The 23,757-nt window shown below is 70.3% G+C and carries 8 protein-coding genes and 1 pseudogene; 5 read left to right on the forward strand and 4 right to left on the reverse strand.

The window, feature by feature from the left end; translation table 11 throughout:
- Positions 1-466: 466 nt before the first annotated feature.
- On the forward strand, positions 467-1,057 hold the full coding sequence (locus tag LN652_RS02530) for a sensor histidine kinase (RefSeq protein WP_230443140.1): 591 nt from the start codon (positions 467-469) through the stop codon (positions 1,055-1,057).
- 1,719 nt (positions 1,058-2,776) lie between these two features.
- Here LN652_RS02530 and LN652_RS02535 read toward each other — a convergent pair.
- Positions 2,777-4,213 carry a sensor histidine kinase gene (locus LN652_RS02535; protein WP_230443141.1) on the reverse strand — a complete coding sequence of 479 codons (1,437 nt, stop codon included), beginning with the start codon at positions 4,211-4,213 and terminating at the stop codon, positions 2,777-2,779.
- Between the two features lie 221 nt (positions 4,214-4,434).
- On the opposite strand from LN652_RS02535, the gene LN652_RS02540 reads away from it, so the two are divergent.
- The 3 genes and pseudogenes from LN652_RS02540 to LN652_RS02550 form a co-directional block, all read left to right on the forward strand.
- Positions 4,435-4,821: a response regulator gene (locus LN652_RS02540; RefSeq protein WP_230443142.1), complete on the forward strand. Its 387-nt coding sequence runs from the start codon at positions 4,435-4,437 to the stop codon at positions 4,819-4,821.
- Between the two features lie 1,074 nt (positions 4,822-5,895).
- Entirely contained in the window at positions 5,896-6,453 is a 558-nt protein-coding gene (locus LN652_RS02545) for a mechanosensitive ion channel family protein (protein ID WP_230443143.1), read from the forward strand.
- 126 nt (positions 6,454-6,579) lie between these two features.
- Positions 6,580-7,437, forward strand: a pseudogene (locus LN652_RS02550) (IS256 family transposase); the annotation flags it as partial.
- 562 nt (positions 7,438-7,999) lie between these two features.
- Here the strand turns inward: LN652_RS02550 and LN652_RS02555 are convergent.
- Together LN652_RS02555 and LN652_RS02560 are read right to left on the reverse strand one after the other, a co-directional pair.
- Positions 8,000-9,253 carry an amidohydrolase gene (locus LN652_RS02555; RefSeq protein ID WP_230443144.1) on the reverse strand — a complete coding sequence of 418 codons (1,254 nt, stop codon included), beginning with the start codon at positions 9,251-9,253 and terminating at the stop codon, positions 8,000-8,002.
- 67 nt (positions 9,254-9,320) lie between these two features.
- Positions 9,321-20,465 carry a DUF11 domain-containing protein gene (locus LN652_RS02560; RefSeq protein WP_230443145.1) on the reverse strand — a complete coding sequence of 3,715 codons (11,145 nt, stop codon included), beginning with the start codon at positions 20,463-20,465 and terminating at the stop codon, positions 9,321-9,323.
- A gap of 743 nt (positions 20,466-21,208) precedes the next feature.
- Here LN652_RS02560 and LN652_RS02565 point away from each other — a divergent pair.
- On the forward strand, positions 21,209-22,750 hold the full coding sequence (locus LN652_RS02565) for a methyl-accepting chemotaxis protein (protein ID WP_230443146.1): 1,542 nt from the start codon (positions 21,209-21,211) through the stop codon (positions 22,748-22,750).
- Between the two features lie 541 nt (positions 22,751-23,291).
- On the opposite strand, the gene LN652_RS02570 is transcribed toward LN652_RS02565, so the two are convergent.
- Positions 23,292-23,573, reverse strand: a complete 282-nt coding sequence (locus tag LN652_RS02570) for a hypothetical protein (RefSeq protein ID WP_230443147.1) — start codon at positions 23,571-23,573, stop codon at positions 23,292-23,294.
- Positions 23,574-23,757 lie beyond the last annotated feature (184 nt).

Below are 23,757 nucleotides of genomic sequence, written 5' to 3' on the forward strand. Positions count from 1 at the left end.
GGTCGGGCTCGGGTGCTCGACGCCATGAACGAGGCGATGACCGACGGGATGGTGCTCATCGATGCCTCGGGAAAGGTCACTCGAACCAACAGCGCAGCACGCCGACTACTCACTCGCACGTCCGCCGCAACCGCGTCGAACGCCGCGGACTATGTACTTCTCCGTACGGACGGCTCGCCGATGCCGGCGACGGACTACCCGTCTCGACGCGCCTTGGCCGAGGGCGACGTGTCGGCCCACGACGTCCTCGTTCCACTCGACGACGGACACCGTCGTACGATCTCGGTCCGCGCCACCCGGCTCGATGATGTCGCCGATGATCCGTCCGGGGCTGCGGCCCTCGTGGTCTACCGAGACGTCACGCACGAGCGAGCTGACTCGCTCCGTCTCGCGCAGTTCGCGGAGGAGACAGCACACGACCTCCGCAGTACCCCTGACGGCTGTCCGCGGCTGGCTCTCGATGGCCATGGACGAGCTGACCGAGGGGGCGCCCTCACCCCAAGAGATGGAGCAGCTGCTGAACAGGGCACTCATCGGAGCGGTTCACCTCGGGGAAATGATCGACAACATGCTCGACCACGCCCTAGCAGAAGGCGCCGAGCTGCACCTGGAGCCGCTGAGCCTGGGCGGACCCGGGGGCCTGGTGTCAGACGTCGGCGACCTGCTCGGCGTCCCGTCCCTGGAGGTCCGGGGGCCGTCCGGACCGATCGTGCGCGGCGACGAGCACGGAGTTCGACAGCTCCTCGCCAGCTTATTGGGCAACGCCGTCAAGTACGCCGCGCCCGAGCGCCCCCTACATGTGCATGTGGACATTGAGCGCCGGGCGAGCCGCGTAGTCGTCACCGTGTCCGATAACGGGAGGGGCATCCCCGAGCATGAGCACGAGACGGTGTTCGAACCGTTCAGTCGCGCAGGCACGGCCGGCACAGTTGCCGGAACCGGCATCGGACTCACGCTGTGTCGCCTCGTCGTGGAACGGCACGGCGGCACGATCTCCTGCGCCAGCGGACCGACAGGCGTCGGCACGACCTTCACGTTCGACCTCCCCGCCGACTGAGATCCTCGGCGGGGCGCACTCGGCGGTCGGTTCACGGTGCAACTGACCAAACGGAGTCGGGTCACGACGACTTGTCGCAAGCGGGCGACGCCGCCGCGCCAGCACCCGTCGTCAGGTGTCCTGAACGCTGAGCGTCGCGGACGCGACCGTGTCGGTGACGGACTGGAGCCGCTTGCGAATGCCGGGAGAAGGTGAAGCGTTCCTCGCATGCCGCGGAACCACGGCAACCGGAGGGCCTGTGCCTTGGCACGCTTGACGAGCGGTGCGTGGCAAGGAGCGGGGGTGCTCCCGGCCGCGGCACATTGGGTCGCGCGGGCCTCGCAACTCGGCTCAGCCACGGGTGGATCGCAGGCAGCTGGCCCGGGATACCTGTTGTGCGCAGGTTCGAACCACGAGCCCGCGCTCAACAGGATCACCGACCCAAGAGTGCCCCCTCGACCAGCGGCGGTGCGCTCGTCAGCGGAAGACAGTTGTGCAGACGACGTGCAGCAAGTCGGTCGCATCACCCCGCCACCAGCGCGGCTACCGGTCACGGCCCCACACGATCTTCACACCTCCTCGTCGGCGGCACGAGCGCCAGACGCCGGGACAGCGGATGCTGGTCCGGTGTCTCGTACCCATAGCGTCGTGCTGTCGATCGGGTGGATTGTCCGCGGCGGGCTTGCAGTGCCAGTCAGAAAGCCGCGGCCAGTCGTCCTGGCCATGATGGTCGCGGCGGTCACTCCTTGCCTGATCGAAGCCGGCGACCGCCCGAACAACCAGAGGGACCCCGTCGACGTGACCCTCGCCGCCGCTGAGCCGAGCCCTCCGGCAGCTCGCGAACCGGGTCCGAGTCCCACGTGACATGCGCCGCGTCGAAGGCGCGTGCGCGGCAGGAGACGTCACCGGTACGTGCACAGCTGCCTCGTCGCTGCACACCGTCGTGCCGCGCCCCACCCTGCGCCACTTCACTGCAGCCGCGAGTCGACCGTCCGCCACCAGGTGCACGTCCACCAGGTTCTCGTGGGGAGAGTCGTCGATGGCACATCGACCACTCGCGCGCGCCGACGTGCTACCGATCGGCGCGGACGACGTCCCGGCGTCGATCTGGACCCCGCTGCGAGGAGATGGCCGCAGCCGTTGCAGCGTCGCCTCGCGGCGACATGGTCCAGCACGTCATCCGTTCTCGCCAGCGCCATGTCGAGCGTGATCGCGCACCAGCCGCGCCGCGCGGCCACGTCGTGACGGCGTCTGCTGGGATTTGCCTTCTAGAGGGGGCGCGGGGTCAAGACGAACGTGTCTGGTCCGGACCGTTTGGTCGCGGAATCCAGCTCGGCCCGTCGACCGCATCGTGCCGTCGGTTAGCCTAGCGGAGCGGCGGGGTCCGTCGACTGGCCTCTCGGACGTTGTTCCTGACCTCTTCCGCCGCGCGGGTCGTACATCGCCCGGTACACCGTCAGGTCCCTAGACACATCGTGCGGTAGGGGGAAGCCCGCCTCGGCGAGGGCGACCGCGTAGTCCTCGAGTGCAGCCCACAGCCGCCGTCGCGCCGCATCGCCCGGCGGAGAACCCGAGTGCACCGGCCGGGCTCGAGCAATCTCCACGTCCACTCGTGCCGCAACCACGATGTCGAAAAGATGCTGCAGGTTCGACGGTCCTCGCGAGTCCACCTTGTGCCTCCCAAGGACGAGAGTAGTCCCCATGGGAACGACGGTGCTGGAACCGCTGGCCATGGCCGGCTCACGCACGTGCGCCGGCCGGCATGTCCAACACGAAGGTCGCCCCTCCGCCCGGAGTCGGCTCGTACGTCACGGACCCGTCGTTGAGTACCATGAGGTCCTGAACAATGTGCAGGCCGAGCCCGCTTCCTCGTTGGTGGCCACCTCGGGCCGTGTCCGACCGGGTGAAGCGGTCGAACATCCGCGGCACGAAGTCGGGTGGCACGCCGGTACCATGGTCGACCACGGACAGGTGCACCCGGTCCCCTTCGGCGTGCGAGGTGATCCTGAGGTCTTTGCCGCCGTACTTCACGCCGTTGCTGACCACGTTGGCCAGAACGCGATCGAGGTGCTGCGGGTCCGCCCAGGCCGTCGCTCCATTGGAGACGGCGATGTCGATCGACACGCCCGGATGAGGAATGCCGCTGACGACGTCCCGGACCAGGGCGTTCAGATCAATCTCCTCCGGCACGGCCATCATGCCGTGAGCGTCGAGCGCCGACGCGGTGAGGGAGTTCGACAGGAGGTCCTCGAGCGAGGTAACCGCACGGCTGAGTCGACTCACCACACCGCGCCGCCCCTCCGTGCTCAATGACTCGTCGTCGTTGAGCAGGAGCTCGGTGTAGCCCGCGATGACCGTCGTAGGCAGGCGGAGGTCGTGAGCCAGCATCGAGGTCAGGTCGCGGAGCGAGGCCTCTCGTGCCTTGCGGTCGGTGATGTCGAGGATCTGCGAGACGAAGTACAGCGGTTCGTTGCTGTCGTCTCTGACCAGCGACACGCACAACAGCACCCATACGATGCTGCCGGACGCCGTGAAGTAGCGCTTCTCCATCTGGTAGGTCTCGATGTCGCCCGCGAGGAGCTGCTGCAACAGGTCGAGATCGAGGGCAAGGTCGTCGGGATGGGTGATCTCCTGGAAGGTCGTGCCCAGCAGCGCGGCCTCCGAGTAGCCGGTCAGCTGGACGAGCGCAGCGTTCACCCAGCGCCACCGCCCGTCGAGCTCCACGAGCGCCTCTCCGATAGGGGCATTGTCCAGCGTCAGCCGCAGCTGGGTCTCGGACTTCTTGAGCCTCGCCTGTTCCTCGCGCGCTGCTGTGACGTCCGCCCAGAGCGCGAGCACGGCGGACGGCGTGCCCGGAGCGCCCGTCGGGCTCATCGGGGTCAGATCGACGGCGTACACCCGCCGCCCCAAGACGATGTCGCGGCGGCCGCGGCGGCCGTCGAGCGCGTCCCGGATCGCAGGGGCCAGCAGCTGCTCCAGCCCTGTCGAGAGACGATCGCCCACAGCCGGGAACCCGAGCTCGGCTCGCGCAGGTCCTCCGACCCACCGCAGACGAAGGTCGGGGTCGACCACCATCACCGCGTCGTGCGGCATTGCCGCCATCACGGACTCGACGTCGCCGGCACCGGACGGTGTGAGGGGACCACCCTCACTGGCTTCGACGTGGCGGCTCGACATGGCGTCATCATGGCGTGCGGTGAACCCGTGGTCGACCCCCGAGATCGGACTGGCGCTCGGGCTGGCGCTCGGACTGGCAATCGGACTGGCGCTGGGGTCAACACGCCCTTGACGGCGGCCACTTGGCGCTCGCCGTGCCGTGAGGTCAGGGTTCACACCTGCTTCACAGTCGACACCGGGTTGACGCAGCCTGCGCCCTTGGATCCTGTGACAGTTGCGAGGTGACCAGGACGCTTGTGGCAGAGGACGACACCGACATCCGCGAGATTGTCGTCATGCTGCTGCGCCGGGCCGGCCACCAGGTCACGGCAGTGAACGACGGGGTGGACGCTCAACGCGCTCTGGACCTTCGGGTCTTCGACCTCCTGGTCACCGATCACCACATGCCCCGGATGGGCGGCGCCGAGGTGGTCGCGCACCTGCATCGTTCGGGGATGCGCACCCGCGCGCTGCTGATGTCGGCCGACCATCGCGTGGCCCGAATGGACGTCGTTGTGGACGGTCGCGCATCGTTCCTGCGCAAGCCGTTCGGGGGCACCAGGTTGCTTGGAGCGGTCGAAGCCCTCATGGGTCCGCCTCCCCCCGGGCGCTTCGAGATACAGCCGTAACGAACACGGGACGCCAGACACGGCGTGCTGCGGGATGGTGACGTCCACGTCTCGCGGCGGACGTCGACGTGGTGGTGTCCGTCGCCGAGCGGACGAAGCCGGGCGTCAGCTCGCGCATTGATCGCGAGCTCAGCAGCTGCGAGACGATCCCCCTCTCCTGCGGGTGGCGCGTCCGTGATGTCACCGACCAGGCCCGGCAGCGCTGCTCTGTCCTGCTCTGTCCTGCTCTGTCCTGCTCTGTCTTGGTGATGAGGACCGCGCTCTTGTGGTGCTCGATAGTCGATAGCAGCCCACAGACCCTGGGGGTCTACCTGCGCGGCGCTCTCGCCGGCCTTCGTGCCGGTCAGCCATGGCCCCTGCGGGTCGAGTTGGCCCAGCTCAGGCGGGCGATCCTCGTCCACACCGCCGAGCCTCGACCGCGGCGATGGCAGTGAGTGAAAACTGAGTCGACCCGAGGGATTCCGACGACCGGCGGCAGGGACCAGCACAGGGACCAGCACAGGGACCAGCACAGGGACTGGCGCTGGCGACGGGCGGCCCGTCACCAGCCAGGGCCGTGTGGCTGCCGACCGCGTCCGCACGGCCCCGCGCCGGTGCCCTTGACAAGGTCCGGCTCGGCGCGCGACGGCCGCCCGGGTGAGATCTCCGCTCGGGGGTACTCCCAGGGTCGGGCGGTCCCGGTCCTGTCCGGGCAGGCCGGGCTGACCTATCCCTACGGGGGCGGAAGGCTTGCCGTCGACCGGTCGGGGATGTGAGGTTTACGTCGTAAACATCGCGGTCGGCAGAGGCTGGCCATTCACGTGGAAGTGAGCATCACCATGGAAGACGCCCTCCGAGACGGTCTACGTGACGGGACGGGGCTCGTGGCCCAGTTCATGCCGAAGTTGCTGTTGTTCCTGCTCATCCTGATCGTGGGTGTGCTGATCGCCAAGGGCATCGCGCAGGCACTCAATCGCGGTCCTCGAGCGAGTCGGCTTCGACCGGGCCGTCGAGCGAGGCGGCGTCAGAAGGGCGCTGTCCAGCTCGAAGGAGGACGCGAGCGACGTCGTCGCCAAGCTGATCTACTACACCCTGATGCTGTTCGTGCTCCAGCTCGCGTTCGGGGTGTTCGGACCGAACCCGATCAGCGACCTCTTCGAGCGGGTCATCGTGTTCCTGCCCAGCCTCGTCGTGGCCATCATCATCATCGTGGTTGCCTCGGCCATCGCCGCGGCCGTGAAGACGCTCATCGACGGCACCATCGGTGGCCTCGCCTACGGCACCACGATCGCCAACATCGCGTCCGCCTTCGTCTTGTTCCTGGGAATCGTCGCCGCGCTGAACCAGGTGGGCGTCGCCACCACCGTCACCACGCCCGTTCTGATCGCCATCCTGGCCACCGTGGCCGGCATCCTCATCGTCGGCGTGGGCGGGGGTCTCGTCCGACCCATGCAGCAGCGCTGGGAGAGCTACCTCACCACCGCCGAGAACGAGGTGCCGCGCATGAGGGAACACGCCGCCGCCGCGCCCAGCGTGCGAGAGCAGGCCCAGCGCGCCGGGGCCCGCGGCCAGGCCCGGACGACGCCCGGCGAAGCGGCCGCGACCGACTCGTCCCTCGGCAGTGGCTCCGCTCAGGACACGCCGCGCTCGTGACCGGCGGCTGGACCCGGTTGTTCGACTAGCGGGATCTGGGCGGGGGTGTCGCGGAGTGACGTCCCGTAAGGTGGTGTAGTTCGGGCCGCTGTTCGTCGTGTTGATGGCGACGTAGGCGGCCACCGTGCGACGGTGCACGGTGTCTCGACCCGGAAGGTCGACGACCTGGTCAAGGCATTGGGCGCCGACTCGGGGATCAGCAAGTCGGAGGTGTCGCGGATCTGTGCCGACCTCGACGAGGAGGTCGGAGCGTTCCGGGACCGGTCCCTGTCCGGGATCGACTACCCGTACGTGTTCCTCGACGCCACCTATTGCAAGGCCAGGGTGAACCGCCGCGTGGTGTCCCAGGCCGTGGTGATCGCCACCGGCGTCACCGCCGACGGCCGACGCGAGGTGCTGGGCTTCGACGTCGGCGACTCCGAGGACGGGGCGTTCTGGACCGCGTTCCTGCGCACGTTGAAGGCCCGCGGACTCGGCGGGGTGCAGCTGGTCATCAGCGACGCCCACACCGGCTTGAAGGCCGCGACCGGCTCGGTGTTCCTCGGTGCCGCCTGGCAGCGGTGTCGGGTGCACTTCATGCGCAACGTCCTCGCGGTGGTACCGAAGGGGAACCAGGAGATGGTCGCCGCGGCGATCCGCACGATCTTCGCCCAGCCCGACGCCGACCACGTCACTGAGCAGTTCGAGGTCATCGCCGCGATGCTGGGCAAGCAGCTGCCGAAGGTCGAGCAGATGCTCCGCGACGCTCACACCGATCTGCTGGCCTTTGCCGGGTTCCCGGTGGCCCACTGGAAGAAGATCTGGTCGACCAACCCGCTCGAGCGGCTCAACAAGGAAGTCAAGCGCCGCACCGACGTCGTCGGGGTCTTCCCGAACCCCGCCGCCCTGCTGCGTCTGGCCGGCGCGGTCCTGGTCGAGGCCCACGACGAGTGGCAGGTCAGCGCCGAACGCCGCTACCTGTCCGAACGGTCCATGGCCCTGGTGGCCAACCGATCCGAAGAGGAGGTGGCCAAGCCCGAACTCATGACGGCATCAGAACCACTGACCCGCACGGTGTCGAGAACTCCACCACTCAGCGGGACGTCACCTGTCGCGGTACGCCTCTCCCCCGCCCGGCCCGTGCTGGCACGCACCACCACGACGGCACGCCGCCGGCAGTGCCGGCATCGAGGTGTGGGCGTCGAGGCGAACGGATGAAGGTCGGAGGCAGGCAGAACGGTGCATGGAGAACGGAGGCATGCAGGACCGAGGAGGACGGGCCGAATGGCCCTGCTCGACGAGCAGGACCGAGGACAGGATGAGCACATGAGGTGCCCGAAGCCAGAGTCCGAGGTGGTGAGGGACTGGCGCCGGTTGCTCGAGGAGGTGCTCACCGCGCGAAGCTGTCAGGGGATGGCGCTGACGCAGCGAACGCGCCGGCTCCAGGACCATGGTGGGGCCAAGGCACACGCACTGACCGAGCGTGGATGACCGGTGCACGGGCGGTGCCCGCCGCCGCTCCACCGCGGGCCGTGCGCACTCTCCCGCCGCGCGGCGCGAGGGTCGTTCAGGACCGTGGCGGACCTTGGACGGTGTCCCCCGCACGGGCGAAGCATTTCTTGGCCGCCGCGGTCAGCGCGGAGATGCCTACCGTGAGCGTGGGGTCGATCACCGGTGCGTAGAACGGCGAGTGGTTCGAGGGCAGGCCGGCTGCCACCTCCGCCACCTGTTCCGCCGACGTCAGGTGCGCGAACAGCTCAGGGTCCGCCCCGCCCAGGAGCCAGAACACGAGCGGCACTCCCTCGCTGGGGGTGGAACCGGCCAGGATGCCGACGTCCTCGCTGCCGGTCACGGTCCCGGGGTCCACGACATGGCCTCGGCCGACGACGTCCTCCAGGACCGGTCGCAGCATGTCGACCGCGCTCGGGTCGTTCACGACTGCCGGCAAGACCTCGGTCCGTTCGATCGTCGGCATCGCGGGAGCGCTCGACGCGGCTGCCTCGCTGTTCACGATGCGCGTCACCGCTTCGAGGATCCTGGCGCGCACGGCCTCGTCGTAAGTGCGGAGGTTCAGCGCGAGCTCAGCACGATCCGGGATGATGTTGGCCTTCGTCCCCGCGTGAAGGGAGCCCACTGTGAGAACGGCGGTGTCGGTGGCTGCGGTCTCCCGCGACACGACTGTCTGCAGCCGCAGGACGGTCGAGGCGGCCATCACCACCGGGTCGACTGTCGTCTCCGGGCGCGAGCCGTGCCCGCCCCTGCCGAACATCGTCACCCTCAGCACGTCGGAGGCGGCGAACGCGGGACCGGAGCGCAGCCCGATCACGCCGGCCGGCAGCGGTGCCACGTGCTGTCCGAGCACGACGTCGGGACGGGGCACGAGGTCGTAGAGTCCACCATCGACCATCGCCTGCGCACCCTGTCCGATCTCCTCGCCAGGTTGGAAGACCACGACCGCCGTGCCGGACCACGACGTGCGGTGGGCGACGAGCTCGGCGGCGGCCCCCATCAGGCAGGCGGCGTGCATGTCGTGGCCACAGGCGTGCATCACTCCCGGCGTCTCACTCGCGTAATCGAGTTCGGTGGCTTCAGTGAGCGGCAGCGCGTCGATGTCGGCACGCAGGAGCACGGTGGCGCCTGCCCCGTTGTGGAACACGCCCACGACCCCGGTGGTTCCGATCTCGGTGTGCACGGCGTACCCGTGCTCACGTAGCCAGTCGGCCGCGATCGCGGCGGTCCGCGTCTCCTGCATCGACAGCTCGGGGTGGCGGTGCAGGTCACGGTAGATGTCGGCGAGGCGCGACAGGCTGTGGTCGTCCATGACGAGACGGTAGTGCCGATCGGAGTTCACGGCGAGGGCCTGCGTACGAGGGCCGGGGACGGGGTGGTCACTCGCGCCGCGAGGGGCGCGACCGTCGCACCATCCACGCGCCGAGCGCGAGCAGCAGGACGCTGAGCGCGGCGAGCGGCACGATCTCGACGGGCAGACCGGTATCGGGGAGCACACCGCCGTCGCCGTCGCCCCCATCGCCCCCGTCGCCACCCCCGTTGCTGCTCGGGCCGCCGTCGTCTTCGGCGAGTACCTGCACATCGGCCTGGTCCTGGACCTCGACGTCCCCCCCGTCCGGGTCGTCGGTGAAGGCGATCGCGGTGTTGGGGACGGTGCCGCGTGCGTCGTCGACGAGTTGGGTGACGATGCGTAGCACGCCCTTCTCGTGGGGTCGCACGACGCCGAATACGCCGGTGACCCGGCGGCCGGAGGTCAGGACCTCGGCGGTGCCGACGACGACGTCGACGGAGACCAGGTCGAGGTCTGCGTCGAGGGTGTCGGTGACCTCGACGTCGCGGGCCACGGACGGTCCCTCGTTGGTGACGGTCACCGTCCAGGTCACCCGGTCACCCGGTGCGGCCTTCGCGGTCGACGCCTGCTTGTCGATGGCGAGGTCCGGGCAGACGACCACCCGGCCGCGCCTGCCGTCCGGCACGCAGCTCCCGGTACCGGTTTCGGTGACACGGGCGGTGTTGTTGCTCTGGTCGGGGTCGGTCGTGGCGGAGGCGACGGTGGCGACGTTGGCGACCTCGCCTCGGTAGCCGGCGTCGACGGTTGCCCGCACCGTGATGGTGACGCTCTGCATGCGCGCGAGGGCCTCAAGCTCGCAGGTCACCTGCTGGCCCGCGACGCGGCAGGCGCCGCCGCCGACAATGGATGCGGTGGCGCTCGCCAGGGACTCGATGAGGGTGTCCTGGACCACGACCTGTCGTGCCGTGGAAGGACCGGCGTTGCTGATGACCATCGTGAAGGCGACGTCGTCGCCGGCAACCGGCCGGACGGGCTCCATCGCCTTGGTGATGGACAGGTCGGCGACCGGTGTGGTCGGGGTGGTCGCGGTCGCGGTGTTGTCGCCCGGGGTGGCGTCGGTCGGCGTGGCCACCTTCGCGGTGTTGGACAGGTCCCCGGTGAAGCTCGCGTCGAGAGTGCCGCGGACTGTCACGACACGGGTCGTACCCGGCGCGAGGTCCCCGAGGTCGCAGTCGACGGCGTTGACGGCGACCGTGCACTCCTCGGGAGAGGCGCCCGACGTCGCTGCCACCCCGGAGACGGCGGCCGGTACGTCGTCGGTCAGCACGACGTCGCGGGCCGTGGACGGACCGGCGTTGGTGACCTCGATCCGCCATCTCACCTGCTGGCCGGGCACGGGTCGGGCAGTGTCGATCACCTTGGTCACCGAGACCGCAGCCGACGGCGCCGCGTCGCTCTCGGTGGTGGCCTCGTTGTTGTCCGGCGTGGTGTCGGTCGGTGAGGCGACGGTCACGGTGTTGTCCACGGCCCCGGTGTACGAGGCCGGCACCTGGCCCCGGACGGTGATCGTGGCGCTGGACCCGGGCACCAGGTCGCCGAGGAGGCAGAACACCACGTTCCCGGCTCCCACGCTGCACGGCGTGCCGGGGAGGTTCGCGGCGACGGTGACGTTCTCGAGGTCGTCGAGGACATCGTCCTCGACGGTGACGTCCCGGGCAGTGGACGGGCCCGCGTTGGTCACGACGACGGTCCATGCGGCCGTCTGTCCGGGCACCGGGGCGGCGGCGACGGTCTTGGTGACCGACACGTCGGCCTGGGCGTCGGCGTCGCCCTCGGTGCTGGCCTCGTTGTTGTCAGGCGTGGTGTCGGTGGGTGACTCCATGGTCGCGGTGTTGTCCGCTGCACCGCGGAAGCCGACGGGCACCCGTCCGACGATGGTGACGGTGCGCGAGTCGCCGGGGCCGACGTCGCCGAGGACGCAGGTCACGACGTTGCCGGGGGTGATGGTGCATGGTCCGGTGGTGACGAGCTCGTCGATCTGGTCGATGACGTCGTCGGTGACGACGACGTCGCGGGCGACCGAGGGGCCGGCGTTGGTCACGCCGATCGTCCAGGTGACGTCCTGACCCGGCACCGGGTCGAGGGGCGTGGCGGTCTTGGTGATCGACACGTCGGCCTGAGCGTCGGCGTCGCCCGCAGTGCTGGCCTCGTTGTTGTCGGGGGTGGTGTCGGTGGGCGACTCGACGGTGGCCGTGTTGTCCACGGGTCCGGTGTAGGCGGCGGGCAGGTCGCCGGTGACGGTGAGGGTGAGGGACTCGCCGGAAGCGAGGTCGCCGACGTCGCAGGTGACGAGGTTGGCCGCGCCGACGTCGCATGGATCCGTGGCCACCAGAGCGGTGACGGCGTCGAGGACGTCGTCGGCGACCACCACGTCGCGCGCGACCGACGGTCCGGCGTTGCTGACGACCAGCGTCCACGTCACCGCCGCCCCTGGCACCGGGTCGGCCGGCGCGGCGGTCTTGGTGATGGACACGTCGGCCTGCGGTGCGGCCGTGCCGCTGGTGCTCGCCTGGTCGTTGCCGGGCGTGTCGTCGTCGGGCGAGCTGACCGTCGCGGTGTTGTCGAGGTCGCCGTCGAAACCGGCCGGGACTCGACCCGTGATGGTCACGGTGAGGGTCTCCCCGACGGGCATCGTGCCGACCTGGCAGGTCACGACGTTCCCGGTGGCCACCTCACAGGTCTCGGGCGTACGGTCCGAGGTCGCCGTCAGGTCGGCCAGCTGGTCGGCGACGTCGTCGCGGATGACGACGTCGGTGGCGACCGACGGCCCGGCGTTGGTGACGGTCACCGTCCAGGTCGTGTCGGCGCCGGGCACCGGGGCCGCCGGTGCCGCGGTCTTGGTGATCCCCAGGTTGGCGCTGGGCTCGGCGGTTCCCTCGGTCGAGGAACTGTTGTTGCCGGTGTTGGCGTCGGTCGGAGACGTGACCGTGGCGGTGTTGCCCAGGTCGCCGGTGAAGTCCGCCGGGACCCGGCCGGTGATCGTGACGGTGCGGCTCGCGTCGACGCCCCCCACACCGATGTCGCCGAGCTCGCAGGTCACGTCGTTGCCGGTCCCGACCGTGCAGGGGCGGCTCGCGGTCACGCCCGTGAGGGCTTCGACCACGTCATCGGTGATGACCGCGTCGCGGGCGACGGACGGGCCGGCGTTGGTGACAGTGACCGTCCAGGTGACGTCCTGGCCGGGCACCGGGACGGCGGGCGAGGCCGTCTTGATGATCGACAGGTCCGCTCCGGGAACGGTCGTCGGGTTGGCCGTGGCGGAGTTGTTGGCCGGGGTGTCGTCGGTCGGCGAGCTCGTCGTCGCGGTGTTGCTGAGCTCGCCGGTGAAGTCCGCAGGCACGCCACCCTCGAACGTGAGCACGACCTGGTCGCCCGGCGCGAGGTCGCCGAGCTCGCAGCCGACACGGTTGCCGGCGGCGACGGTGCACGGTGCCGTGGCGGTGAGGTCGGTGACCGCGTCGTTGACGTCGTCGTCGACGACCACGGCGCGGGCGACGGACGGGCCGGTGTTGCCGACCACGACGGTCCAGGTCACGTCCTCGCCTGGCACGGGGTTGCTCGGGGCGACGGTCTTGGTGATGCCCACGTTGGCGTTGGGGGCGGCGGTTCCGGTGGCCGTCGCGGCGTTGTTGCCGGGGGTGGTGTCGGTCGGCGAGTCGACCGTCGCGGTGTTGTCGAGCACGCCGGTGAACCCGGCCGGCAGGCCACCGGTGAGGGTGAGCGTGGTGCTGGCGCCGGGGGCGAGGTCGCCGAGGGCGCAGGAGACCTCGCCCGCGGCCACGGCACACGGGGCTGTGGCGGTCAGCCCCGTCAGGCGGTCGTCGACGTTGTCCTCGACCACCACGTCACGGGCCACCGACGGGCCGGCGTTGGACACCACGACCGTCCAGCGCACGTCGCGGCCCGGCACGGGCGAGGAAGGCGCCAGCACCTTCGAGATCGACACGTTGGCCGTCGGGGCGGCGAGGCCGTCGGCGCTGGCGGTGTTGTTGGCGGGGGTGGTGTCGGTCGGCGAGTCGACCGTCGCGGTGTTGTCGAGCACGCCGGTGAACCCGGCCGGCAGGCCACCGCTGAGAAGGAGCGTGGTGCTGGCGCCGGGGGCGAGGTCGCCGAGGGCGCAGGAGACGGCGTTGCCCGCGGCCACGGCGCACGGAGCTGTGGCGGTCAGCCCCGTCAGGCGGTCGTCGGCGTCGTCCTCGACCATCAGGTCACGGGCCACAGACGGGCCGGCATTGGTGACGAGGACCGTGTACGTCACCGGCTGGCCAGGGACGGGGGGGTTCGGGGAGAGCGACTTGGTGATCGAGACGTCCGCCGTCGGGGCCGCGGTCGCCCCGACCGTCGCGCTGTTGTTCGCGGGGGTGCTGTCGGTGATCGAGTCGACCGTCGCGGTGTTGTCCAGCGCCCCCGTGTAGTCCTCGGGCAGTCCGCCGGTGATAGTCACGACGACGCTCGAGCCGGGTCCGGTGGCGGGCAGGGCGCCGAAGGAGCAGGACACGACGTTGCCGGAGCCGGCGGCGCACGCGTCGGGGGCGTCGGCGGAGGTGACGCGGACGTCGACCAGGTCGTCGCTCACGTCGTCGCGCAGCGTGACACCCCGCGCGACCGACGGACCGTTGTTGGTGACGACCAGGGTGTACGTGACGTCCCGGCCTGGGACGGGCGGGGTCGGGGCGAGCGACTTGGTGACCGAGACGTCGGCCTGAGGGTCGGTCGACCCGCTGGCTGTGGCGGTGTTGTTGGCGGCGACGGGGTCGGTGGGCGAGCTCACGGTGGCGGTGTTGACGAGGTCGCCGGTGAAGCCAGGGGGCAGGTCGCCGACGACGGTGATCGTCACCGTCGTGGCCGGGTCCAGGTCGCCGAGCGCGCAGTCGACGAGGTTCCCGGTGACGCCGCACCGCTCCGGGGTGGTCCCGCTCGTCACCCGGACGCCTGCCAGGGCCGTCGGGACCGGATCCTCCACGGTCACGGACCGGGCCGTCGACGGCCCGTTGTTGGTGACGACGATCGTGTACCGCACCGGCTGGCCCGGCACTGGACGGAACGGGCTCACCGACTTGGTGACGGAGAGGTCTGCCCGCGCCGCGGGGGTGCTGGTCGCGGTCACGGTGTTGTTGTCCGGGGTGGTGTCGGTGGGCGAGCTGACGGTGGCGGTGTTGTCGAGGCGCCCGGTGGCGCCCGCGGGCAAGCCGGCGGTGAGGGTGATGGTGACGGTCGTGCCGGGGCCGAGGTCGCCGAGGGCGCAGGTGACGTCGTTGCCCGTGGCGACCGAGCACGGGTTGGGCGTCGACCCGGTGCCGGCGGTGAGTCCTGTGACGGTGTCGTCGACGTCGTCGCGCACGACGACGTTGCGTGCGGTGGAGGGTCCGTCGTTGCGCACGGTCACCGTCCAGGTGACCGGGCGGCCGGGGACCGGAGTCGCGGGAGTGACGGTCTTGGTGATCGACACGTCCGCCTGGCCGACCGGCGTGCTGGTCGCGGTCGCGGTGTTGTTGCCCGGGGTGGTGTCGGTGGGCGAGCTGACGGTGGCGGTGTTGTCGAGGCGCCCGGTGGCGCCCGCGGGCAAGCCGGCGGTGAGGGTGATGGTGACGGTCGTGCCGGGGCCGAGGTCGCCGAGGGCGCAGGTGACGTCGTTGCCCGTGGCGACCGAGCACGGGTTGGGCGTCGACCCGGTGCCGGCGGTGAGTCCTGTGACGGTGTCGTCGACGTCGTCGCGCACGACGACGTTGCGTGCGGTGGAGGGTCCGTCGTTGCGCACGGTCACCGTCCAGGTGACCGGGCGGCCGGGGACCGGAGTCGCGGGACTGACGGTCTTGGTGATCGACACGTCGGCGTCGGCGGTGACCGCTGTGGTCACGGTCGACTCGTTGTTGGCCGCGTCGGTGTCGATCGTGTCGGAGCTGATGCGTGCGGTGTTGGTGAGCGGCCCGGTGAAGCCCGGAGCCACGGTCGCCTCGATGCTGCCGATGACCCTCGCGGGCAGCCCGGCACGGAACTGCGGGCCCGAGCAGAAGACCGTCGGCGCGGTCGGGTTGTCCGACGTGCCCGGGTCGACGGGCTGGCGCAGCTCGCACTCCGCGGTGGCCGGAGTGCCCTGCAGCGTCGGGCGGTTGACGACCACGTTGGTGAGGCCGGCGGGCAGCTGGTCGATGAACTGCGTCAACCCGGCGTCCGAGGGACCGTTGTTGTAGGCCGACAGGGTGTACGTGATCCGCTGACCCGCCACCGGGGTCTGGTCGGAGACGGTCTTGACGATCTCGAGGTCGGTCTGACGCACGATGCCGGCGGTGGCGGTCGCGGTGTCGTTGCCGGCGACCGGGTCCGGCGTCGTCGTGGTGGTGCGGACGGTGTTGGCGAGCGTGGTGCCGGGGTACCCCGAGGCGAGGGTGCCGACGACCGTGATGACACGTTGTCCGGGAGCACGGTCGCCGAGGTCGCAGGTGACCTGCTGCCCGGCGATGGCGCACGGTGTCGTGGTGCCGTGGATCGCGGACGTGACGCTCACGCCGGCAGGCACCGTGTCGGTGACGACGACGTTGCGGGCGGTCGAGGGCCCGGCGTTGTTGAAGACGATGCTCCAGCTCACCTGGCGTCCGGGAACGAAGGTGTCGGTGTCCGGCGCCTTGGTGACCTGAACGTCCGCCTCGGCGGTCAGGTCGACGTCGACGCTGGCGGTGTTGTTGGCTGGGGCGGTGTCGCTGGTGGCTGTGGCGACGGTGGCCTCGTTGGTCCGGGTGCCCGGGGCCGCGGCGGCCGTGGTGGCCGAGTCGATGGTCACCACCACGGGTGTGCCGGGGCGGACGTCGCCGACCGCGCACTGCACCCGTTGGCCGGTGATCGTGCAGGTTCCAGCCGTGCTGGTGGCGGAGACCGGGGAGATGCCGACCGGCAGGACGTCGTCGACGGTGGCTGCGGACGCCACCGAGGGACCGTTGTTGACGACGGTGAGGGTGTAGGTGAGTCCCTCTCCCGCGGCCACGCGTGACGTGGAGGCGGTCTTGACGACCTGCAGGTCGGCGTCGGGCTCGACGGTGCTGGTCACCGATCCGGTGTTGTTGCCCGGGGTGGCGTCGGAGCTGCTGGTGACCGAGGCCGTGTTGGTCACCGGGGACTGTCGCTGTGGGTCGACGAGGACCCGGATGCGAGCCACCAGCGCGGCGTCGGTCGGCAGCAGCGCGACCCGACAGGTGACGGTCCGGTCCACCACGTCGCAGGTGCCGCCGGGGATGGTGGCGTCCAGTACGGTCAGGTCCGCGTCGAGCGTGTCGGTGACCACGACGGTGCGCGCGTCAGAGGGGCCGCCGTTGGTGACGGTCAGCAGGTAGCTGGACTCCGCACCCGGTACGAGGGTCACCGGGTCGGCCGCCTTGGCGAGACGTACGTCGGAGCGTTCGGCGACCGTGACCGAGTGGTCGTCGCTGTTGTTTCCGGGTGTCGGATCGGGTGTGCTCGCCGAGGCTGCCGCCGTGTTGACCAGCGTCGTTCCGGCCGTGAGGGCCGAGGAGACGGCCCCCACGACGGTGACGGTGACCTGGGCCCCTGGGGCGAGCGTGCCGACCTGGCAGACGACGTCGCCGTCGGTGGTCTGGCACACGATGCCCGCGGGCGTGCTGCTGGAGGACTCGAGGCTGGTGCCGGGCGGGAGACTGTCGACCAGCCGGACCCCGGTCGCGGTCGACGGACCGTCGTTGCGCACGGTGATGGCCCAGGCGCCGCTGGTGCCGGCCGTGACCGTCGCCGGGCCTGTCTTGGTCACCACGAGGTCGGCGCGCGCGACTACCTCGGTGGAGGCCGACGCGGTGTTGTTGTCGGTCGAGGGGTCGTCGGGAGTCACCGCGGACACCGACGCGTCGTTGGCCAGGGCCCCGGTCGCGGCCGAGGGCTGCACCGTGCCGGACACCACGATCTCGAAGTCAGCGCCCGGCGCCAGGGTGGGCGCTGTGCACGAGACGTCACCGGCCGTGACAGGCGCACAGGTCGCACCGGGCGTCGCAGTGGTGGCACTGACGCCGGTGACCCGGGCGGCCACCGTGTCCGTGATGGTCACGCCCGTGGCGAGCGAGGGGCCGCTGTTGCGCGCGGTGAGCCGCCACGTGACCGTGCCTCCCGCGACCACCGGGTTGGGGGTCACCGTCTTCGCCAGGGAGAGGTCAGCCTGCGCCGCGGTCGGCAGCACGTAGGTGGCGGTGTTGTTCCCTGCCGCCGGGTCAGGCGTCGGCGAGGACACCGATGCGGTGTTGCTGACACCGCGCGCGCTGCCGTCGGCGGGGGTCTGAGCGCGCACGGTGACTGTCGCACTCGCGCCCGCGGCCAGGTCTCCGACGGCGCAGGTCACAGTGGTGGGGTTCCCGGCGGCGGTGCACGTGCCCTGCGTGCTGCTCGAGCTGAGGTGGGTCAGCGGCGCGGGAACCGGGTCGCTCACCTGCACGGCGCGGGCCACCGAGGGCCCGCTGTTGATGACGACGATCGTGTAGGTGGCCGCTGTGCCGTCCACCACGGGGGCCGCGGACTTGGTGACCGCGAGATCGGCGCTGGCGGTGATCGCGACGGTCGTGGTGCCGGTGTTGTTCCCCGGCGCGGGGTCGGTGGTCGGCGAGGAGGCGGTGGCGCTGTTGATGAGCGTCCCGGTCGCGCCCGCGGCGAGCAGGCCGTCGATGGTGATCTGGACCGAGCGTCCTGCGGGTAGCGCACCGAGGGCGCACGACACGGTGCCGGCCGTGACAGCGCAGGAGCCGGCGGTGGCGGTGGCGGTGATAGCCGAGATGCTCGTGGGCACCACGTCGGCGAGCGTCACGGCGGCCGCGTCGGACGGGCCGTCGTTGGAGACCGTGACGACGTACTGGACCGGGCGACCCGCCACCACCGGTGAGGTCACGGCGCGCTTCGTCACGACGAGGTCGGCGCGCGGTGCGGTCGGAGTGATGGTGGCGCTGGCGGAGTTGTTGGCCGGCGTCGGGTCGGCGGTCGACGACGTGACACCGGCGGCGTTCGTCAGCGCGGTGCTTCCCGCGCTCGACGGCACAGTCGCGACAACGGTCACGCGCACCGTCTGGTTCGGTTCGAGCGCGCCGACCGTGCACGACACCTGGCTGCCGGTGATCGTGCAGGTGCCCTGGTCGGCATTCGCGGAGCGCACCAGCAGGGACGACGGCAGCGTGTCGGTGACCCGCACGGCAGCGGCGCGAGAGGCTCCGTTGTTGCTGGCAACCAGGGTGTAGGTGACGTCGTTGCCCGGGACGGGCGAGGTGGGGGTGGCGGACTTGGTGAGCGCGAGATCCGCCTGACGTACCACGCTGCTCGAGATGGAGGCGTTGTTGTTGGCCGGATTGGGGTCGGAGGTGGTGCTCGAGACCCGGGCGACATTGGTGAGCGACGTGGCGTCGGAGTCGGCGGGGACGCGCACCACGACGGTGACCGTCGCGGAAGCGCCGGGGGTAAGCGCACCGAGCCCGCACGTGAGGGTCTGGCCCACCACGGTGCACGACCCCGTCGTGGGGCTGCTCGAGACGTAGGTCGTGCCGCTGGGAAGGGTGTCCACGACCTGCACGCCCGCCGCGGAGCTCGGACCGGCGTTGCTGGTGGTCAGCGTGTAGGTCACCTGGTTGCCCGCGGTGACGGTATCTGGTGACGCGGTCTTGGTGATCGCGACGTCGGCCTCGTCGGCGACCGGGCTGGCGGTCTCCGTCGGCTGGTAGCTGTAGTCGCGACCGATCGTCTGGGCACGGTAGGCGAGCGTCGCCGTGTTGCGCACGGTCGTGCCGGCCGCCGCCGGGTCAACCCGCACCTGGAACGTCAACGTCGAGGTGTTGGCGGCGATCAGCGCCCCGCCGGTCGTCGCCGTGGCGTCGCGACCGATGCGCGCGCGAATCGTGCGACTCGCGGCGTCGTACTCGGCCTGGTCGTCGCCAGCCGCGTCCGTCTTGCCACCCTGGTTCCCACCAGCGGTGTAGCGGATCGATCCGGGGACGTACGTCGTGTTGGGCGGAAGGGGGTCGTTGACGACCGAGTTGACCGCCGCGTCGTCGCCCGTGTTGCTGAAAGTGAGGGAGTACTCGAGGACGTCACCGACCTTGGCGGGAGAGTTTCCCGACAGGTTCGTAACGCTCTTCGTGCCCTGGATGGTCGGGGCGTAGAGATCGATCTGCGTGGTGAGCACCGCCGGGTAGTAGAAGTCTCCGCTGGTCGCGAAGCGCACGTTGGCCGAGGTCGCGCCGTTGGGCACCACCCCCGGCGCGTCGACCACCTTGGCGTCGACTCCCAGGTTGTTGACCGAGCTCGGGTTGCGGTTGGTGAGGTTGACGCCGGCCGCACTGATCCGGCTCGTGAAGAAGTTGGCCGACGGGCTCAGCGCGTCGGCCAGGCGGGTGGTGCCGACCTGCAGGTAGTCACCGGTGATCCCGTTGTCGCCCTCGTAGGTGACCGTGCCGAACTTCGCGCCCACCGCGCCCGCCGGAGGCGCCAAGAAGCCCGAGATGGTCGTGTCGATGACGTCGTTGTTGGTCACGGCGGCGTAACCGCTGAAGACGGTAAGGTCACGCAGCGGAGCGCTCGGGTCCTCGATGGCGACGACCAGGCTCCAGCCGCCGTAGCGGTCGGCGCCGGTGGCTGCAGCAAGGTCGGCGCCCCAATAGGTGCCGGCGCCCGCGCCCTGCACCAGGGTGGTGACGTTCCTGTAGGCGGAGTAGTCGGTGTTGCCGCTCGTCTGGTTGTCGACCCGGTCGGCGGTGAGCGTCGAATAGCCAGCTGCTCCGGGAACACGGAGCTTGATCTGGTCGACGGCACCGGACGACGGCGTGCCGCCGGTGCCCGCCGTGCGAGCCGCACCCCAGAAGAGACCGGCGTAGATCACGCGCGCCCCGCTCGGGATGGTCAAGTTGGCCGACGAGGACCGCGTGGTACCGGGGTCGGAGTCGGCGTCGAGGTAGGTCATCGTGAAGTTGTTGTTGCTCGCGGCCGTCGTGCCGCTCTGCGCCTGCGTGCAGGCGAGCGCTGCGCCGCACGTCATAACGGTGTTCCCCGTGATCTGGATCGACCCGTTCGTCTGCTGGGAGAAGACGGACGTGAAGGGCCGGACCACCGCGGCGCCGGCCGGACCGGCCGGTGCCACCACGGCACCAGCGAGTCCCACGGCGACCAGAAACAGGGCCGCGACGACGCGGAGGGCCGTGGCCATGCGGACTCGCGTACTCGGCATCCAAGCGTCCTCACGGTCTGGAGGAGCCGCTCGGACGGATCAATGCCCGGAGAGAGCAGGAGCCGTCCGGGAGCCCCCGCGTATTGATGAGTAGAGCGTGCCTCACCATACGCGCGCGCGGCCCGTCTCGGCACTGCCCAATGTCGCCCTGCCGCGCTCGGCGTGTCTCACGTGCGGTCACGACGTCGGGGGGCGGCGCTCGCTGCGCGCGCGGGCGTAGGGTTGACGGCCGAACGCCACCGACCCTCACCGTGCTCGTGCCTCACACACTGCAGTGCGCAGTCACAACGCGAGCTTGCGTCGCCGGCGCTCGCCCTCATGCCCCGACCGACTGGTCGGCATGACACCGATGGATGGTCGCCGGCGGACCAAGGTCCCGCTTCCCCATGAACCCCTTAGCTCGACGTCGAGATTGCCGTTCCGTGGGTTGAGCCCATCACCATCGGCGTCCCCTGTGACCATCTCTGGGTCCCACCCACGGACTCTGCGGCGGCCAGCGCAGGACGACGCGTCGAGGATCCCGGAGGAATCGTCGTGACCGCCCAGCTGACCCCACCCGCCATCCGCTCGGCCGCCATTCGCTTGGCCCCCACCGCCGCAGATGCGATCCGCCGCCTCCCGGGCGCGCCCACCCCCGACGCCCCGCCAGCCGAACGTCGGGGCCGCACGCCCGTTTCAAGGACCTGGCCACCTCGCGCAAGCTGCTGGCTGGATACCTCGTCGTGGTGCTGCTGATGATCGGGGTGGGCATCTTCGCCATTTCGTACCTCGGCACCGCCCAGGACCGCCTCGACGCGATGTACCGAGACAGCATGCAGGCGACGCTCTGGCTGGCGGACACCGAGCAGCAGATGACGGCCATCACCGACTCGCTGCACGACGCCGCCCTCTCCGGGCGCGACGCGTCGGTGACCGACCTGGAGGCCACGATCGCGGAGAAGGACGCAGCCCTGGACGAGTCGTGGAAGCTCTACACCTCGACGGACATGAGGGGGCGTAAGGAGGCCCGCGACGCCTTCAACGCGGCGCTGGCCGACTGGCGCAGCGTCCGTGACGGCGAGCTGGTCCCGCTCATCGCGGCGGCGCGCACCGACGAGGTGATCACGACGCTGCAGAACAACATCGTCGGCCCCGAGGACGCGGCGGGCGCGGCCCTCGGCGACCTGGTCACGATCGAGACCGACGTCGCCCAGGCCACGATCGACGACGCGCGCACCGGCTACCACGGGGCGCGGAACCTCATCGTCGGCCTGCTGGTGGCGGCGACCCTGCTCGCGGTGGGACTGGCGGTCGGCCTCGCGCTCGCCCTCGGCCGGATGGTGGCGCGTCCGCTGCAGCGCACGGTGGAGGTGCTGGAGCAGGTGGCGGCGGGTCGTCTGGACGGTCGGCTGGCGGTGGAGTCCGCGGACGAGGTCGGCCGCATGAGCACGGCGCTGAACGGCGCCCTGACTAGGTTGTCGTCGGCGATGGGTCAGATGGACCACAACGCGCAGTCGTTGGCGTCGGCGTCGGAGGAGCTGTCGGCGGTGTCGGGTCAGATGAGTGGGTCGGCGTCGGAGTCGTCGTCGCAGGCGGGGCTGGTCTCGGCTGCTGCGGAGCAGGTGTCGCGGAACGTGCAGACGGTGGCGACGGGGACCGAGGAGATGTCGGCGTCGATCCGTGAGATCGCGCAGAACGCGTCGAATGCTGCGGGTGTGGCGGCGCAGGCGGTGGTGGTGGCGGAGTCGACGAACGCGACGGTGGCGAAGCTGGGTGATTCGTCGGCGGAGGTCGGGAACGTGATCAAGGTGATCAACTCGATCGCGGAGCAGACGAACCTGTTGGCGTTGAACGCGACGATCGAGGCGGCTCGTGCGGGTGAGGCGGGCAAGGGTTTCGCGGTGGTGGCCAACGAGGTCAAGGAGCTGGCGCAGGAGACGGGGAAGGCGACCGAGGACATCGGGCGTCGGATCGAGGCGATCCAGTCGGACACGGAGGCTGCGGTGGCGGCGATCGCTGAGATCGCGGAGATCATCGGTCAGATCAATGACACGCAGGCCACGATCGCGTCGGCGGTGGAGGAGCAGACGGCGACGACGAACGAGATGTCGCGGAACGTGGCGGAGGCGGCGACGGGGTCGAGTGACATCGCGGTGAACGTGACGGGTGTGGCGCGTAGTGCCTCGGACACGCAGGCGGCGGCGAACTCGACGTCGCAGGCGGCTGACGAGCTGGCCCGGATGGCGGCCGAGATGCGCACCCTCGTCGGCCAGTTCCAGTACTGAGGGGCGCGGTCTGGCCCTCGCGCAGCGGATCCGATCTACGGGCGAGGGACTGTCGCGCAGGGGGTTGAAACCAACCGCTGGTCATCGATCCGACCGATGCGCCGCAATCCTCCCCTGACACGGACCTCAGACCTCAGACCTCAGACCTCGCAGCCGATCTGCTGGGGAGATCAGACAGTGATCACCGCGACACCACCAGTGGCGGCACCCACACGACTGTGCCCATAGGCGACCCGCACATCATCGGAACTTCGGTCGCCTCACACGACGGTGACCGAACGCAACGAGCCGATCGTCCGTATGGAAGCGCCCCGAGCACGTCACCAGGGTGAGCAGCCCGCCGGCGCGGCGCCTAAGTGGGCTAGACACCGCCGCCCGGGTTACCCGGAACCGCGTCGAGCACCCATTCGGCTGTGAAGGGCACGACAAGTGAGTCCCCTGCGGTATCCAGAACGCAGGTATAGATCAACTCGGCCGTCTCGACGATGACCTCGTCCCCTGGAGCAAGGTCAGGCATGTTGTGCAGTGGGTTCGCCGTGGTTCACGCGGTGACCGGCCAGCACGTAGTTGCCACGACCTCCGGCTTCAGCGCCGTCGACGAGGCGTCCAAAGCCGGCCCCAGCTCGGCGTCGCTCGTTCCATCCAGCACCAGCACCGGCACGACGTACTCCGCACCGAAACAAGGAATCCGAACGACCGCTGACACCAGGCCGTGCGACGTCTTGACGAGGGTCGCGGATCCCGGGCTGCGCCCTGACCATTCGCGGGTCGCCTGCTCGACAAGCGCACGGTGTACGCTTCGAGACGAGACGTTGGTGCCCACACCTGCCATACGACGTGCCCCCCAGCATCAATCCCACGAGGATCGGCACGAGACCGACACGGCCTTGCCAGCGGCGCCCAAGCCCTTCGTCCTGCAGCACCCGACGCCATCACTTCAGTTCGCGCTCCGGATGCGCCAAGACGTCGGGTTCTCATCCCGCCACGATCGAGCAGACGCCGCCGAC

This window comes from Nocardioides okcheonensis, from assembly GCF_020991065.1.
Taxonomy (GTDB): Bacteria; Actinomycetota; Actinomycetes; order Propionibacteriales; family Nocardioidaceae; genus Nocardioides; species Nocardioides okcheonensis.

Excerpts from the sequence above, each read along its gene's own strand:
- LN652_RS02530 (WP_230443140.1), top strand. The coding sequence starts at position 467 with ATGGACGAGCTGACCGAGGGGGCGCCCTCACCCCAAGAGATGGAGCAG.
- LN652_RS02535 (WP_230443141.1), bottom strand. The coding sequence starts at position 4,213 with ATGTCGAGCCGCCACGTCGAAGCCAGTGAGGGTGGTCCCCTCACACCG.
- LN652_RS02545 (WP_230443143.1), top strand. The coding sequence starts at position 5,896 with ATGCTGTTCGTGCTCCAGCTCGCGTTCGGGGTGTTCGGACCGAACCCG.
- LN652_RS02555 (WP_230443144.1), bottom strand. The coding sequence starts at position 9,253 with ATGGACGACCACAGCCTGTCGCGCCTCGCCGACATCTACCGTGACCTG.
- LN652_RS02560 (WP_230443145.1), bottom strand. The coding sequence starts at position 20,465 with ATGGCCACGGCCCTCCGCGTCGTCGCGGCCCTGTTTCTGGTCGCCGTG.